Source organism: Pseudomonas sp. PNPG3 (assembly GCF_023093815.1).
GTDB classification, from domain to species: domain Bacteria; phylum Pseudomonadota; class Gammaproteobacteria; order Pseudomonadales; family Pseudomonadaceae; genus Aquipseudomonas; species Aquipseudomonas asiatica.
In genome coordinates this window covers 25610-40198 of sequence record NZ_JALLKV010000023.1, presented here as the reverse complement: position 1 = coordinate 40198, position 14589 = coordinate 25610, and the positions used below count along the sequence as shown (strand labels likewise).

Below are 14589 nucleotides of genomic sequence, written 5' to 3'. Positions count from 1 at the left end.
CGTGGTCTTGCACACAGGTGCTGACATGCCGCCCGCTGGCAGAATTCGCGGGGCCAGGGGAAAGACTAGCCGAGCTTGGGCAGAGTTCTAATAGAGTGCCTATTGAGGGGCGATAGCTTGGCTCTGTCAGGTTCGTGCCCGCGAACAGGCCGGCACATCCATACAAGGCAACCAAGCTGTCCGCATGCTCCAATACAACGCCAACCCTTCCAACCCGGAACCCGTACCCTCATGAATCGCAACGACCTGCGCCGCGTCGACATGAACCTGCTGGTACTGTTCGAAGCCCTGATGATCGAACGCAACCTGACCCGGGTCGGCGAAAAGCTGTTCATCACCCAGTCCACCGTCAGCGCCGCCCTCGCCCGCCTGCGTGAGCTGTTCGACGACCCGCTGCTGATCCGCAACGGCCGGGCCATGGAGCCCACGCCACGGGCCATGCAGATCTTCGCCGAGCTGGGGCCGGCCATGGATGTGATTTCCGCCGCCATCAGCCGCGCCCGCGAGTTCGACCCGGTCAACAGCTGCAACGTGTTCCGCCTGGGCCTGTCGGACGATGCCGAATTCGGCCTGTTCCCGGCCCTGCTGCAGGCGCTGCGCGAAGAGGCCCCGAATATCAGTGTGGTGGTGCGCCGGGCCAACTTCCTGCTGATGCCGGGGCTGCTGGCCAGCGGCGAAATTTCGGTGGGCGTGAGCTACACCACGGACCTGCCGGCCACCGCCAAGCGCCGCAAGCTGCGCAACATCGGCGTGCGGGTGCTGCGCGCCGATGACCGCCCGGGCCCGCTGACCCTCGACGAATACTGCGCCCGCCCGCATGTGATGGTGTCGTTCTCCGGTGACATGAGTGGCAATATCGACCTTGACCTGGCACGCATCGGCCGCTGCCGCAAGGTGGTGCTGGCGGTGCCGCAGTTCGGCAGCCTGCGCGCCCTGCTGCGCAACACCGAGCTGATCGCCACGGTGCCGGACTATGCCGCCTGCGCCCTGGCCGACGACGGCAGCCTGCGCGCCGACCCGGCGCCGTTCGACATCACCGAGGCCGAACTGTCGATGGTCTGGAGCGGTGCCCAGGACAATGACCCGGCCGAGCGCTGGCTGCGCGAGCGCATCCTGCAGTTCATGGCCACGCAGTGATGCATCGACCTCATCGATAGCCACCATGAATGCCATCAAGTTCCGCTGCGGCCAGCCCGGGCGGAAGATGGCAGCATTCACCGATTGATGAGGCCTCCCATGAAAACCGGCATGATCGCTGCCCTGCTCGCCTTGCTGGCCGCCCTTGGCGGTTGTGCCAGCCCGGCAGCTACCGACACGCAGCCTTACGGGCACTTCTATTCGGCCACGGCCATTTCCAGTGTCGCCCTGGCCCCTGGCCAACGGGTGGCGGTACTGCTGGGCCGCGATGCAGAAGCGACCCTCGAATACCTCGGCAGCCATCGCACCCAGGCAGCCGCACCGGCCCATGGCCAACGTGTCCCTGTTGCGACCCTGGGCAGCGAAAGCCAGGCGTATGACTGGCTGGCGCGGTCACTGGCGCAGCAGTTTGCCGAGGTGACTTTCTATGACGACCTGGACACACTGCTGGGCGACCACCCGGACGTGATCGTGCTGCTGGACACCGAGAGCCGTTTGGCCAGTGCGGAGATCGAAAGCCGGGTGGTAGCGCGCTTTTTCGATGACCAGTTGACCTATATCGGCCGCGCTGAGGGGCGGGCCAGCAAAAGCCTGGGCGATGTGGCGAGGGTGGTCGAGGATGAGCGGGCGGTGCAGGCGGATGCCTTGCGCGACTTTGACGATTCATTGCAGGCGTTGTTGAAGGGTCGCGTTTGAGGGCCCTTTCGCGGGTGAACCCGCTCCCACAGATACAGCGCCCTGTCCGCGGACTGCGCTGTACCTGTGGGAGCGGGTTTACCCGCGAAGAGGCCACTACAGGTTGTCACTTACCCCGCTGCATCCACGCCGCCCCCAGCCCGCTGAGGCAGATCACCGAGATGCCCACCAGGCTCAGGGTGTCCGGCACCTGGCTGTAGACAACCAACCCAAGCAACCCGGCGAACACGATCTGGCAATAGCTGAATGGCGCCAGCAACGCAGGTGCCGCATGGCGGAAGGCCTGGGTCAGCAGCAGGTGCGCCGTCATGCCAAAGCCCCCCAGCGCCAGCATCAGCAGCGCATGGTCCCAACGCGGCATCTCCCAGAAGAACGGCACCAGCGCACTCATCGCCAGCGTGTTGCACAACCCCGCATAGAAGTTGCTGGTGGTCGGGCTGTCATGCGCGGCCAGGATGCGCGTCAGCAACTGATAGAAGCAGAAGCCCAGCGCCGAACCAAACGGATACAGGATGGCCGGGGTGAACATCGCCCCGCCCGGGTGCACCACCACCAGCACTCCGATGAAGCCCATCACCACCGCCACCCACTGCCCCACCGTCACCCGCTCCTTCAGCAGTGGCGCCGACAGCGCAGTGACCAGCACCGGGGCAAGGAAGTTGACCGCCGTGGCCTCGGCCAGTGGCAGGTACTGCAGGCCTGTGGTGAACAGCAGGCTGGTACTCAGCAGGCTCAGGGCGCGTAACGTCTGCAACAGAGGGCGGCGAGTGCGCAGCACGTTGAGGCCGGCCTTGGGCAGGAAGATGCCGGCCATCAGCAGCGTGTGCACCACATACCGCGCCCACACCACCATGATGATCGGGTACAGGCCGCCCAGGAATTTGGACAGGGCATCGTGACTGGCGAACAGGAACGTCGCCACCACCACCAGGGCGATGCCGCGCAGGGGTTGGTTGACTCCGGACAGCGGTGTGCTGGAACTCATGGCACTCTCGATGACGGCGCGGCTGGATGCGGCGCCCAGGGAAGGCCGCGCAGGCATAGCCTGGCGGATGCAACAGCTCGAATTTTAGAAGAGATGCCGAAGAATAAGGAAGTTCAATCGCCGCCAGCCAAGGCCGACTGCAATTTCTGTTCGCTGATCGACCACTTTCCGCCCCACGCGCATGGCCCGTGCCGTGCTGATCGCCGACCATCGAATGCGAACCCTGCACACCCTACAAGGAATTTACATGCAAAGGCTCACCACCCGTAACGGCCTGGCCCTGCCCGCGATCGGCCTGGGCACCTGGCCAATGATCGGCAGCGAGTGCACCCAGGCCGTGCGCCAGGCGCTTGAATTGGGTTACCGGCACATAGACACTGCCACTGCCTATGACAACGAAGCCGCCGTCGGCCAGGCACTGCGCGAAAGCGATGTACCGCGCGAGCAGATTCACCTGACCACCAAGGTATGGTGGGATCGCCTGACGCCCAAGGCCATGCGCCAGTCGCTGGAGGACAGCCTTCGCGCCCTGGGTACCGAGCAGGTCGACCTGTTCCACATCCACTGGCCCAGCCAGGACTGGGACCTGGCCCGCAGCATCGAAACCCTGGTGGCCCTGCGTGACGAGGGCAAGGCGCGCAGCATCGGCGTGGCCAACTTCCCGCTGGGGCTGCTGCGCCAGGTGGTGGAAACCCTGGGCGCGCCGTTGTCGGCGATCCAGGTGGAATACCACGTGCTGCTCGGCCAGCAACCGCTGCTGGACTATGCCCGCCGCCACGACCTGCTGCTCACCGCCTACACCCCGCTGGCCCGTGGGCAGGCGGCGGCGCAGCCGGTGATCCAGGCGATCGCCCGCAAGCATGGCGTACTGCCCAGCCAGGTGGCGCTGAAGTGGTTGCTGGACCAGGACGGTGTGGCGGTGATCCCCAAGGCCGGCAGCCGCGAGAACCAGCTGGCCAACCTGGCGGCGTCGAACGTGCAACTGGATGACGAGGACCGCGCGGCGATCGCCGGGTTGCCGAAGGACCAGCGGGTGGTGAGCCCGGCGTTTGCGCCAGACTGGAACAGCTAAGCCTTGATCAAGCCTTGAAAGCTTGCACGGCCCATGTGGGAGCGGGTTCACCCGCGAACACCGGCGCAGCCGGTGCCAGCCACCGTGTCGCCTGCTTCGCGGGTGAACCCGCTCCCACAGGTACTGCGCCGGGCCGATCGGCTGCGGTGATTCTGCAGGCCCGCGCAAGGGCACTATGCCGGCGTCACGACTTGCTTCAACCGCTCGTTCGCCGGTGCCGGCCGCCCGTACAGGTAACCCTGGAAGTGCGAGCAACCCTCCGCCACCAACCGGCGCATCTGCTCCTCCGACTCCACCCCCTCGGCCGTGGTCTTGATCATCAGGCTGTTGGACAGGTCGGTAATGGCGCGAATGATCGACATCGCCTCGCGGCTGTCGCACATGTCATGCACGAACGACTTGTCGATCTTGATCCGGTCGAACGGGAACGAACGCAGGTAACCCAGCGAGGAGTATCCGGTGCCGAAATCGTCCAGCGAAATGGACACGCCCAGGTCCTTCAGTGCACGCAGGGTACGCACGTTTTCCTCGCTGTTGCCCAGCAGCACCGACTCGGTGACCTCCAGTTCCAACCGCTGTGGCGGCAGGCCGGAGTCGGCCAGCGCCAGGGCCACGGTGTGCACCAGGTTGGCATTCTTGAACTGCACTGCCGACAGGTTGACCGACACCGTCTGCTCGCTGTCCCAGCTGGCCGCCTCCTGGCAGGCCAGGTTCAGCGCCCGGGTGCCCAGTTCGTGGATCAGCCCGGTTTCCTCGGCGATGGGGATGAAGTCCATGGGCATGACCATGCCACGGGTCGGGTGCTCCCAGCGCAGCAACGCCTCGTAGCCGGTAACGCTGCTGGTCTGCTGGTCGACCACCGGCTGGTAGTGCAGCTGCAACTGGCCCAGGTGCAGCGCAGTGCGCAGGTCGGTTTCCACCAGGCGGCGCTGGCGGGCGGCGACGTCCAGTTCGACGCTGAAGCACTCGTAGCGGTTGCGACCATTGCGCTTGGCCTCGTACAGCGCCATGTCGGCGTAGCCCAGCAGTTGCTCGGCCTGGTCGCTGTCTTCCGGCGCAATGGCAATGCCGATGCTCACCCCAACAGTGAACTGGTGACCCTCGATCTGGAACGGTGGGCAGATCGCGTTGATCAGGCGCTGCGCAGTGTTGCATGCGGCCTCCCGGCCTTCCAGGCCGGTCAGCACCACGGCAAACTCGTCGCCGCCCAGGCGGGCCAGGGTGTCGTGCTCGCGCAGCTCGCGGCGCAGGCGCTTGCCCAGCGCGCGCAGCAGCTTGTCGCCAAAGGCGTGGCCCAGCGAATCGTTGATGTTCTTGAAGTTGTCCAGGTCCAGGCACAGTGCGGCGGTCAGCTTGGCGTGCTCGCTGTCACGCAACAGGGCCTGGCGCAGGCGTTCGTTGAACAGGGTGCGGTTGGGCAGCCCGGTCAACGCATCGTGGTGCGCCATGTGGTGGATCTGCGCGTGGGCGGCCAGCTCTTCGGTGGCATCTTCGGCAACGAACAACACATAGTCGGCCTGGCCTTCACGGTTCTGGCTAAGCAAGGTGCGGCTGCGCAGGGTGCGTGGGCCACAGGCCGTGTCGACCCGGGTTTCGGCAGCATGCCCCTTGGTGCTGCGGGCGCCACGGGCCAGTTGCTGTTCCAGGTAAACGGCAACGCCCGGTGCCAGGCACTCGCCGGGCAACTGCCCGATCATGCTGCGCTGCGGCCCGCCGAACAGGCGTTCGGCCTGCTGGTTGGCCAGCAGGATGCGCTGGCTCTCCAGGTCCTGGACAATGACGCTGGCGGGGATGTTGGCAATCACCGAATCAAGGAACTGCGACAGCTTGGCCATTTCCTGGCTGTACTGCTCGGCCAGCTCCTTGGCCTGCAGCAGTTCCAGCTCTTGCCGGTGACGCTCGGAAATGTCGCGGGTGACCTTGGCAAAACCCACCAGTTGCCCGGCATCGTCGTACACCGCGTCGATCACCACATGGGCATGGAAGACCGTGCCGTCCTTGCGCAGGCGCGAACCGATCTCTTCGAAGCGCCCGGTGCTGCGGGCCTGCTCAAGGTTCAGCGCCGGCAGCCCGGCGGCGCGCTCGGCATCGGTGTAGAACAACGAGTAGTGCTTGCCGACGATTTCCTCGGCCAGGTAGCCCTTGGCGCGCTGGGCGCCGGGGTTCCAGTTGGCGACGATACCTTCGGGGGTGAGCAGGTAGAAGGCATAGTCCACCACACTCTGGATCAACAGCCGGTACATGATGTCGGGGCTTGCGACTAGCGACATGACTTTTACCTGGGCCTTCGAAAGGCATGAAAAGGATTGGTGGCATTATGCCTTCGATGACGACTTTGTGAAGTAGCTCACAAAAAGCCACGATCCCTTCAATTAGCGAACGAAGGCTTGCAACCCCCTCAATGGCGGGCGCCCGCGACCAGGAAATTGAGCAAGCCCGGTTCGTCATCCAGGGCTATGGGCTGCGCCGGGCGCGACAGCTCGGCCAGCACGGCATTGCAGAAGGCCACGGCTGGCATGTCCTGTGCGTAACAGCGCATCAACCAGTCGCCCTCGCCGCCCAGTAGTTGCAATGCCACCGCCCGGCCGATGCCCTGTCGGCGGTACTTTTTCAGGATGAACAGGTCAGCCAGTTCGAACGCGTCGATGCCCGGCAGCTCGCTGCGTTCGACCAGCACGAAACCGGCGATGAAACCGTCTGCCAGCACCAGGTACGCGCCCCAGCCATCGGCCCCCCAGTAACGTTGCAGGTGCTCGTCATGGATATAGAAGCGGCCGTCCACTTCGACGTCTTCCTGCTCCCAGTCCGAGGACTCGTAGGCGTAGAACTGATAGAGGTTGCGAATCAGCGGGGCCTGGTCGGCAGTGGTTGCCAACAGTTCGATGGGCAGCATGGTGAGGGGCTCGGGTAAAAAGGCGGATTCTAGATCAACCGCCCCTGTCAGCAAAAAGCCCAGGCCCTCCCCGCACGGAAAGGCCCAGGCAAAACCAACACAAATACATCACTCATTGATTTAGCAGGCCCCTGTGGGAGCGGGTTCACCCGCGAACACCGGCACAGCCGGTGCCATACACCGAGTCGCATTCTTCGCGGGTAAACCCGCTCCCACAACGACCTCTACAACCGGAGCGATAACATCACTCAGGCCCCCTGCAACGCGCGCGGGCGGTGGCTGCGCGCCTCGGCGTCTGGCGCCTTGGCCGCCTGCAGATGGAAGTCGAACGCCAGCTCGGCAAAGCGCTCACCCTCTACGCCGCGAGCACGCGCTGCCGCAGCATCCTCGACAAAGCGCAGCTCGCCGACCAGCCCGTCACGGGTGGCATAGGCAAAGTCATCCCACAAGTACTTGTCGCCGGCCAGGTTTATCTGCGTGGTCAGGTGCCGGTGCCCGGGCGCAGAGATGAAGAAGTGCACATGCGCCGGGCGCTGGCCGTGACGGCCGAGCAGGTCCAGGCATTCCTGGGTTGGTCCCTGCGGGTCGCAACCGTACCCCGACGGTACGATGGAGCGCGCGCGGTAGCGCCCTTCGGCATCGGTGATGATGCGCCGGCGCAGGTTGTACTCGGACTGGGTAGTGTCGAAGTACGAATAGGTACCCTGGGTGTTGGCATGCCACAGGTCGACGGTGGCGCCGGCCAACGGCTTGCCTTCGGCATCGAACACCTGGCCCTGGAGGAACATCACCACGCCCGGGTCGCTGCCGTCATCCATGCGCGTTTCACCGTGCGCCAGCGGCGCGCCTGCCACATACAGCGGGCCTTCGATGGTGCGCGGGGTGCCGCCAGTCAGGCCGGCCTCGGCGTCCTTGGCGTCCTGCAACAGGTCGAGGAAGTGCTCGATGCCCAGGCCCGCCGCCAGCAGGCCGGCTTCGTTACGGCCACCCAGGCGGTTGAGGTAGTCGACGGCATGCCAGAACTCGTCTTCGGTGATTTCCAGGTCCTCGACCAGGCGTGCAGTGTCCTGCAGCACACGCAGGATGATCTGCTTGAAGCGTGGGTTGCCTTCAGCATGGCCCAGGCCGGCCACTTCCTTGAAGAACGCCTGAACATCGGCAGTGTGGGAAATTTTAACGGTCATCGTGCTTGCCTCATCTTGTTCTTGTCAGGTAGACAGGTGCGACTCAGCGGTCGTCGCTGTGAATCGACGAGGGGTGCCGGCACAGACCGTCTACCTCGATATCCATGTACGGGAACAGCGGCAGCTGCATCAGGGTGTCGTGCAGCGCCTCGACGCTGGGTACATCGAACACGCTGTAGTTGGCGTAGTGCCCGGCAATGCGCCACAGGTGGCGCCAGGTGCCTTCGCGCTGCAGGCGCTGGGCCAGTTCCTTTTCGTCGGCCTTGAGCCGGGCGGCCTTGGCCGGGTCCATGTCGACCGGCAGTTTCACGGTCATCTTCACGTGGAACAGCATGCTGGTATCTCCTTTCTCTGATTTGGCGCAAACACTGTGGGAGCGGGTTTACCCGCGAACACGGGCGAAGCCCGTGCCATCCACCGCGTCGCCTGCTTCGCGGCTAAAGCCGCTCCCACAGGGTTCTGTGTGTGTTCGTTCAGCGGCGGGCGAAGCGCGCCAGGCGCTGTTCGTCCAGGGTCAGGCCCAGGCCTGGGGTACGTGGAATGTGCAGCTGGAAGTCGCGGTATTGCGGCGGCTCGTTGACGATTTCTTCGGTCAGCAGCAGCGGCCCGAACAGCTCGGTGCCCCAGGTGAGCTGGCGCAGAGTCAGGAAGGCATGAGCCGAAGCCAGGGTGCCGATCGAGCCTTCGAGCATGGTCCCGCCATACAAGGCGATGCCGGCAGCCTCGGCGATTTGCGCGGTACGCAGTACGGCCCGCGGGCCGCCGTTCTTGGCTATTTTCAGGGCGAAGATGCTGGCCGCGCCGTCGGCAGCCAGGCTGAAGGCGTCCTCGACGCTTTCGATCGACTCGTCGGCCATGATCGGTGCCGGGCTGCGCTGGTTCAGGCGTACCTGGCCGCTGCGGTTGATACGCGAAATCGGTTGCTCGATCAGGTCGATGCCGTTGTCGCCAAGCACCTGGCAGGCACGGATGGCCTGGGATTCGTCCCAGTACTGGTTGACGTCGACCCGCACGCTGGCGCTGTCGCCCAGCTCGCGCTTGATCGCCACCACGTGCTTTAGGTCCTGGGCCAACGGGTTGGCGCCAATCTTCAGCTTGAACACCCGATGCCGACGAATCTCCAGCATGTGCTGGGCTTCGGCGATGTCCCGGGCGGTATCGCCGCTGGCCAAGGTCCAGGCCACTTCCAGGCTGTCGCGCACGCGGCCACCCAGCAGTTCGCTGACCGGCAGGCCCAGGCGTTTGCCCTGGGCATCGAGCAAGGCGCTTTCGATACCCGACTTGGCAAAGGTATTGCCCTTGGCCAGCTTGTCCAGCTTGAGCATGGCGGCGTTGATGTTGTCAGCCGGCAAGCCAACCAGCGCCGGCGCCAGGTGCGCATCGATGTTGGCCTTGATGCCCTCCGGGCTTTCGTAGCCATAGGCCAGGCCGCCGATGGTGGTGGCCTCGCCGATGCCTTCCACGCCATCACTGCAGCGAACACGCAATACCACAAGGGTCTGCTGCTGCATGGTGTGCATCGCCAGCTTGTGCGGGCGAATGGTCGGCAGGTCTACGATAATTGCCTCGATACGTTCAATCAGCACACTTGTCATTGTTGCCAGGTCCCGTTGTTTCGGGCTGCCAGCCGCGGGCCCGAGTGGTGCATTTACTTGCTTGTTCAAGGATTGCGCGAGACCCTGATAGCCGTCCAATATCGAATGAATCTCCCACCATACCCTGGAGGTCTGATGGAGCTGCGCCACTTGCGTTACTTCAAGGTCCTGGCCGAAACCCTGAACTTCACTCGCGCCGCCGAGCTGCTGCACATTGCCCAGCCGCCGCTGAGCCGGCAGATCAGCCAACTCGAGGACCAGCTCGGTACCTTGCTGGTAGTGCGCGAGCGCCCGCTGCGGCTGACAGAGGCGGGTCGCTTCTTCTACGAACAGAGCTGCACCGTGCTGCAGCAGCTGCAGAACATCAGCGACAACACCCGTCGCATTGGCCAGGGCCAGCGCCAGTGGCTGGGGATCGGCTTCGCCCCGTCGACCCTGTACAAGGTGCTGCCGGAGCTGATCCGCGAGCTGCGCCAGGACAGCGAGCTGGAACTGGGCCTCAACGAGATGACCACGCTGCAGCAGGTGGAGGCGCTGAAAAGCGGGCGCATCGACATCGCCTTCGGGCGCATTCGCATCGATGACCCGGCGATTCACCAACAAGTGCTGTGCGAGGACCCGCTGGTGGCGGTATTGCCCAAGGATCACCCGCTGGCGAGCAGCCCGCTTACACTTGCCCAGCTGGCTGGCGAGGCGTTCATCCTCTACCCGGCCAACCCGCGGCCCAGCTATGCCGACCATGTGCTGGCACTGTTCGCCCACCACGGCATGAGCATCCACGTCAGCCAATGGGCCAACGAACTGCAGACCGCCATCGGCCTGGTGGCCGTCGGCGTGGGCGTGACCCTGGTGCCGGCGTCGGTGCAACAGCAGCACCGCACCGATATCGAATATGTAAGCCTGCTCGACAGCGGCGCCGTCAGCCCGATCATCCTCAGCCGGCGCAAGGGCGATGTGAGCCCGATCGTGCAGCGCTGCCTGACATTGATTGCACAACAGGCCGAATGAGGGCGCGCTCCTGGAATCAACGGTCTGGCTAAACACCTGCCCCCTGTGGGAGCGGGTTCACCCGCGAACACGGGCGAAGCCCGTGCCATGCACCGAGTTGAATTCTTCGCGGGTAAACCCGCTCCCACAGGGTCCGCGTCTGTCTGTAGGCGCACTTTTGTGTCACACCCCGGCCATCATCAACCAACAGGAATACCCAGCATGATTCACGGCAAGACACTGCAAGCATGGTGCAGCTCCCACCCCCTGATCGACGACCTGGTGGCCCTGCGCGAAACCCGTTGGTTCAACCCGCACATTGCCCCGGCCGCCCAAGCCCTGGCCGACGTCGGTTTAAGCGCCGCCGATGTCAGTGCTGCCAGTGCCCGCCTGGCACGCTTTGCCCCCTACCTGGCCAGCGTGTTCCCGGATACCGCCGCCACCGGCGGCATCATCGAGTCACCACTGCGCCCGCTGCCCAAACTGCATGCCACCTTGCTGCAGGCAGCGGGCCTGCCTGCCAGCGGTTCACTTTGGCTCAAGGCCGACAGCGAGCTGCCGATCTCTGGCTCGATCAAGGCCCGCGGCGGTATTCATGAAGTGCTCAAGCATGCCGAAGACCTTGCCCTGGCAGCCGGCCTGATCAGCCTCGACAGCGATTACCGGGAACTGGCCAGCGACCAGGCCCGGCAATTCTTCAGCCAGTACAAGGTTGCGGTCGGCTCGACCGGCAACCTCGGCCTGTCGATCGGCATCATGAGCGCCAGACTGGGCTTTCAGGCGACCGTGCACATGTCGGCCGATGCCCGCCAGTGGAAGAAGGACAAACTGCGCGCCCATGGCGTGAACGTGGTCGAGTACGAAAGCGACTACAGCGTGGCGGTGGAGCAAGGGCGCCAGCAGGCGGCGGCGGACCCGGGCTGCTACTTCGTCGACGACGAGAACTCGCCACACCTGTTCCTCGGCTATGCCGTGGCGGCCGAGCGGCTGGCCGCCCAGTTCGAAGCCGCGGGCATCAAGGTAGATGCCGAGCACCCCTTGTTCGTCTACCTGCCCTGTGGGGTCGGCGGTGGCCCCGGTGGCGTGGCGTTCGGCCTGAAGCTGATCTGGGGCGACCATGTGCACTGCATCTTCGCCGAGCCCACCCACTCACCGTGCATGTTCCTGGGGGTGTATAGCGGTTTGCATGACGCCACCAGCGTGCAGGATTTCGGCATCGACAACCTGACCGCCGCCGACGGCCTGGCGGTGGGCCGCCCTTCCGGCTTTGTCGGCAAGGCGATGCAGCGTTTGCTCGATGGCTATTACACAGTCAGCGACGAGGCGCTGTACCGGCTGTTGGTATTGGCCCATGACCAGGAGAATGCGCGGCTGGAGCCTTCGGCGCTGGCGGGGATGCCGGGCATGGTCAGGGTGCTTGAAGCGCCTGAGTACCTGGCGCGCATGGGCCTGTCGGCCGGGCGCATGGGCCGGGCTACGCATCTGGTGTGGGGGACCGGTGGCAGCATGGTGCCGGACGCGGAGTTTGCGGCCTATCTGGCTAAAGGCAGGGGCTGAGAGTTATTGGGGGGCAGCGCTATACCTGTGGGAGCGGGTTCACCCGCGAACACGGGCGAAGCCCGTGCCATCCACCGCGGTGTCTGCTTCGCGGGTGAACCCGCTCCCACAGGGATCGCGCCAGCTTTCAGATTTGAGTAAGGCAGTTGCTCCTTTGCTGCTAGACCGCCAGGCGATCACCGCGCAGCCAGTCGATAAACCGCGCAAACAACTCCGACTGCGAGTTGATCTCCAGCTTCAGGTACAGGTTCTTGCGGTGCATGCGTACGGTTTCCGGCGAGATGCCCAGCTCCAGCGCGGTGGACTTCACCGAATGCCCACGCAAGATCATGTGCGCCACCTCCCGCTCACGGTCGGTCAGCACCTGGCAGCCGAAACTGTCGAACGCCGCCTGCAGGCTGCCACGCTCCGCCGAAGCGGGGCCGGGCTCCAGATGGTGCCGGGCGTAGCGCCCCAGCAGCTCGCGTACCATCGGCTCCAGCGCACGCAGCAGGTCGATCTGCCCCGTACTCAGGCGCGTGCCGCTGCAGCCCTGGAACAGGCTCAGCGACAACTTGCGGCCAGCGCTGAGATCGACGATGTAGTAGCTGTCTTCACTGCAACCGGTACCCAGGTAGTAGGCCTTGTAGTAGTCGCTGTCGAAGAAGTTGTCCGGGGCGATTTCCTGCAGGTGGTAGAAGCCCTCGGCCAGGCCGCTCTGCACGGCCAGGCAGAACGGGTCGAGCAGGTAGCCGGCAGTGAAGTAGCGCTCCAGCACGGCGGCGCGGTGCAGGTCGGGGATGCCTTGCTGGTACAACAGTTGCGGTGCCCGCCCCTGGCACTCGAGGCTGATCATCATCGATTCCACCCGCACCAGCTGGCCGATGGCGGCTGCCACATGCGCCAGCGCCTCGGGCGTTTCGCTGTGGGCCAGTGCGCGCTGCAGCGCCGCATGCCATTGCTGCAGCGCGCCCAGTGAAAGGGTAAGCGGGGTGTCGGGAGAGGCCTGGGTCATGCCCGGCAGTCTAGCCTGCCAGGCACGCCCGCGCACAGCCCTTTGCGCCAGGTTCATCGGCCCTGGTACAGGCCAAGCGCCGTGAGTTCGCGCGCGGTTTCGATGATGCACTGGCGCAGGGTTTCGACAATCTCGTCCACTTGCGCATGGGTGACGATCAACGGCGGCGACATCACGTTCAGGTGCATGATCGGCCGCACCAGCAGCCCTTTGGCCTGGGCCTTGCTGTGGATGCGTTCGCCGATGTTCACCTCGTCGGCGAACAGCGTCTTGCTGGCCTTGTCGGCAACGAACTCGACACAGGCCATCAGCTTCATGCAGCGCACATCCCCCACCAACGGCAGCTCGCGCAGGCTTTGCAGGCGCTGCTCCAGGTAGCCGCCAACATCCTTGACGTGCTCCAGCAAATGCTCGCGTTCGATGATCTCGATGTTCTTCAGCGCCGCGGTGCAGCACACCGGGTGGCCACTGTAGGTGAAGCCGTGGGTGAAGCAGCGGCCCTTGCCCGGCTCGGCGATCACCTGCCAGATGCGCTCGGAGAAGATGCACGCCCCCAGCGGCAGGTAGGCCGAGGTCAGGCCCTTGGCGGTAGTGATGATGTCGGGGGTTACGCCGAACAGTTCCTCGCTGGCGAAGAAGGTGCCCAGGCGCCCGAACGAGGTCACCACTTCGTCGGCGACGAACAGGATGTCGTAGGTCTGGCACAGCTGCCACATGCGCTGGAAGTAGCCCGTGGGCGGAATGATCACCCCGCCCGAGCCCATGATCGGCTCGGCGAAGAACGCCGCCACGTTGTCGGCCCCCAGCGAGAGAATCTTGTCCTCGAACTCGGCCACCAGGAAGTCGAGGAACTCGGCCTCGTCCATGTCGTGCGGGGCGCGGTACGGGTTGGGGTTGGACACGTGGTGGATCAGGTCGTGCTGATAATCGAACTCCGGCACCCGGTCAGCGGCCTTGTTGCCGAGCGACATGGTCAGCGTGGTGGAGCCGTGGTAGGCGTTGTAGCGGGCGATGATGTGCTTCTTGTGCGGCTTGCCACGGCAGTTCTGGTAGTACTGGATCAGCCGGTAGGCAGTGTCGACCGCGGTCGAGCCGCCGGTGGTGAGGAACACATGGTTCAGGTCACCCGGCGCCAGCTGCGCAAGCTTCTGGCACAGCTCGATGGCCACGTCGTTGGCCATGTCGGAGAACGGGTTGGAATAGGCCAGCTGGCGTACCTGGTCGGCGATGGCCAGGGCCATTTCCTCGCGGCCCAGGCCAATGTTGGTGCACCACATGCCGCCGACGGCATCGAGGAAGCGGTTGCCGTGGGTATCGCGGATGTAGGCGCCCTCACCGGCAACGATGTTCAGCGCGCCTTGCTCGCGGTGCTCGTCGAACACGTGGTAACCGTGCATGTAGTGGGCCTTGTCGGCTTCCACCAGCGGGTCGTGGGCAATGGCGAATGCTTTGCTTGGGGTGGCCATGGGCAGCTCCTTGGCAGTGATCG

General features: G+C 64.7%; 13 protein-coding genes. 5 read left to right on the top strand and 8 right to left on the bottom strand.

Going from position 1 to position 14589, the window contains the following annotated elements:
• Positions 1-231: 231 nt before the first annotated feature.
• Entirely contained in the window at positions 232-1137 is a 906-nt protein-coding gene (locus MJ643_RS16560) for a LysR family transcriptional regulator (protein ID WP_013973059.1), read from the top strand.
• 99 nt (positions 1138-1236) lie between these two features.
• Positions 1237-1833 (top strand): hypothetical protein, encoded by a 597-nt coding sequence (locus MJ643_RS16555; RefSeq protein ID WP_013973060.1) that lies wholly within the window; start codon positions 1237-1239, stop codon positions 1831-1833.
• A 106-nt stretch (positions 1834-1939) separates the two neighbouring features.
• Here the strand turns inward: MJ643_RS16555 and MJ643_RS16550 are convergent, their stop codons facing one another.
• Complete coding sequence (locus tag MJ643_RS16550; protein WP_015270753.1) at positions 1940-2818, bottom strand: DMT family transporter; 879 nt, start codon at positions 2816-2818, stop codon at positions 1940-1942.
• 247 nt (positions 2819-3065) lie between these two features.
• Here MJ643_RS16550 and MJ643_RS16545 point away from each other — a divergent pair, with 247 nt between their 5' ends.
• On the top strand, positions 3066-3890 hold the full coding sequence (locus MJ643_RS16545) for an aldo/keto reductase (protein ID WP_044047083.1): 825 nt from the start codon (positions 3066-3068) through the stop codon (positions 3888-3890).
• 173 nt (positions 3891-4063) lie between these two features.
• On the opposite strand, the gene MJ643_RS16540 is transcribed toward MJ643_RS16545, so the two are convergent.
• The 5 genes from MJ643_RS16540 to MJ643_RS16520 form a co-directional block, all read right to left on the bottom strand.
• Positions 4064-6160, bottom strand: coding sequence for an EAL domain-containing protein (locus MJ643_RS16540; RefSeq protein WP_024087319.1), 2097 nt, complete (start codon positions 6158-6160; stop codon positions 4064-4066).
• Between the two features lie 128 nt (positions 6161-6288).
• Complete coding sequence (locus tag MJ643_RS16535; RefSeq protein WP_013973064.1) at positions 6289-6783, bottom strand: GNAT family N-acetyltransferase; 495 nt, start codon at positions 6781-6783, stop codon at positions 6289-6291.
• Between the two features lie 248 nt (positions 6784-7031).
• A complete protein-coding gene (catA, locus tag MJ643_RS16530) occupies positions 7032-7967 on the bottom strand; it encodes a catechol 1,2-dioxygenase (protein ID WP_013973065.1) in 936 nt (311 codons plus the stop codon).
• 43 nt (positions 7968-8010) lie between these two features.
• Positions 8011-8301 (bottom strand): muconolactone Delta-isomerase, encoded by a 291-nt coding sequence (gene catC / locus MJ643_RS16525; protein ID WP_013973066.1) that lies wholly within the window; start codon positions 8299-8301, stop codon positions 8011-8013.
• A 139-nt stretch (positions 8302-8440) separates the two neighbouring features.
• Positions 8441-9562: a muconate cycloisomerase family protein gene (locus MJ643_RS16520; protein WP_039613887.1), complete on the bottom strand. Its 1122-nt coding sequence runs from the start codon at positions 9560-9562 to the stop codon at positions 8441-8443.
• Between the two features lie 135 nt (positions 9563-9697).
• On the opposite strand from MJ643_RS16520, the gene catR reads away from it, so the two are divergent.
• Complete coding sequence (gene catR, locus MJ643_RS16515) at positions 9698-10570, top strand: HTH-type transcriptional regulator CatR (protein ID WP_013973068.1); 873 nt, start codon at positions 9698-9700, stop codon at positions 10568-10570.
• A 201-nt stretch (positions 10571-10771) separates the two neighbouring features.
• Positions 10772-12106: a D-serine ammonia-lyase gene (locus MJ643_RS16510; RefSeq protein ID WP_013973069.1), complete on the top strand. Its 1335-nt coding sequence runs from the start codon at positions 10772-10774 to the stop codon at positions 12104-12106.
• A 160-nt stretch (positions 12107-12266) separates the two neighbouring features.
• Here MJ643_RS16510 and MJ643_RS16505 read toward each other — a convergent pair whose 3' ends face one another.
• Both MJ643_RS16505 and MJ643_RS16500 read right to left on the bottom strand, forming a co-directional pair.
• Entirely contained in the window at positions 12267-13157 is an 891-nt protein-coding gene (locus MJ643_RS16505) for a helix-turn-helix transcriptional regulator (RefSeq protein WP_024087321.1), read from the bottom strand.
• Complete coding sequence (locus tag MJ643_RS16500; RefSeq protein ID WP_013973071.1) at positions 13154-14566, bottom strand: aminotransferase; 1413 nt, start codon at positions 14564-14566, stop codon at positions 13154-13156. Before MJ643_RS16500 ends, MJ643_RS16505 begins: the two co-directional genes overlap by 4 nt.
• Between the last annotated feature and the right edge of the window lie 23 nt (positions 14567-14589).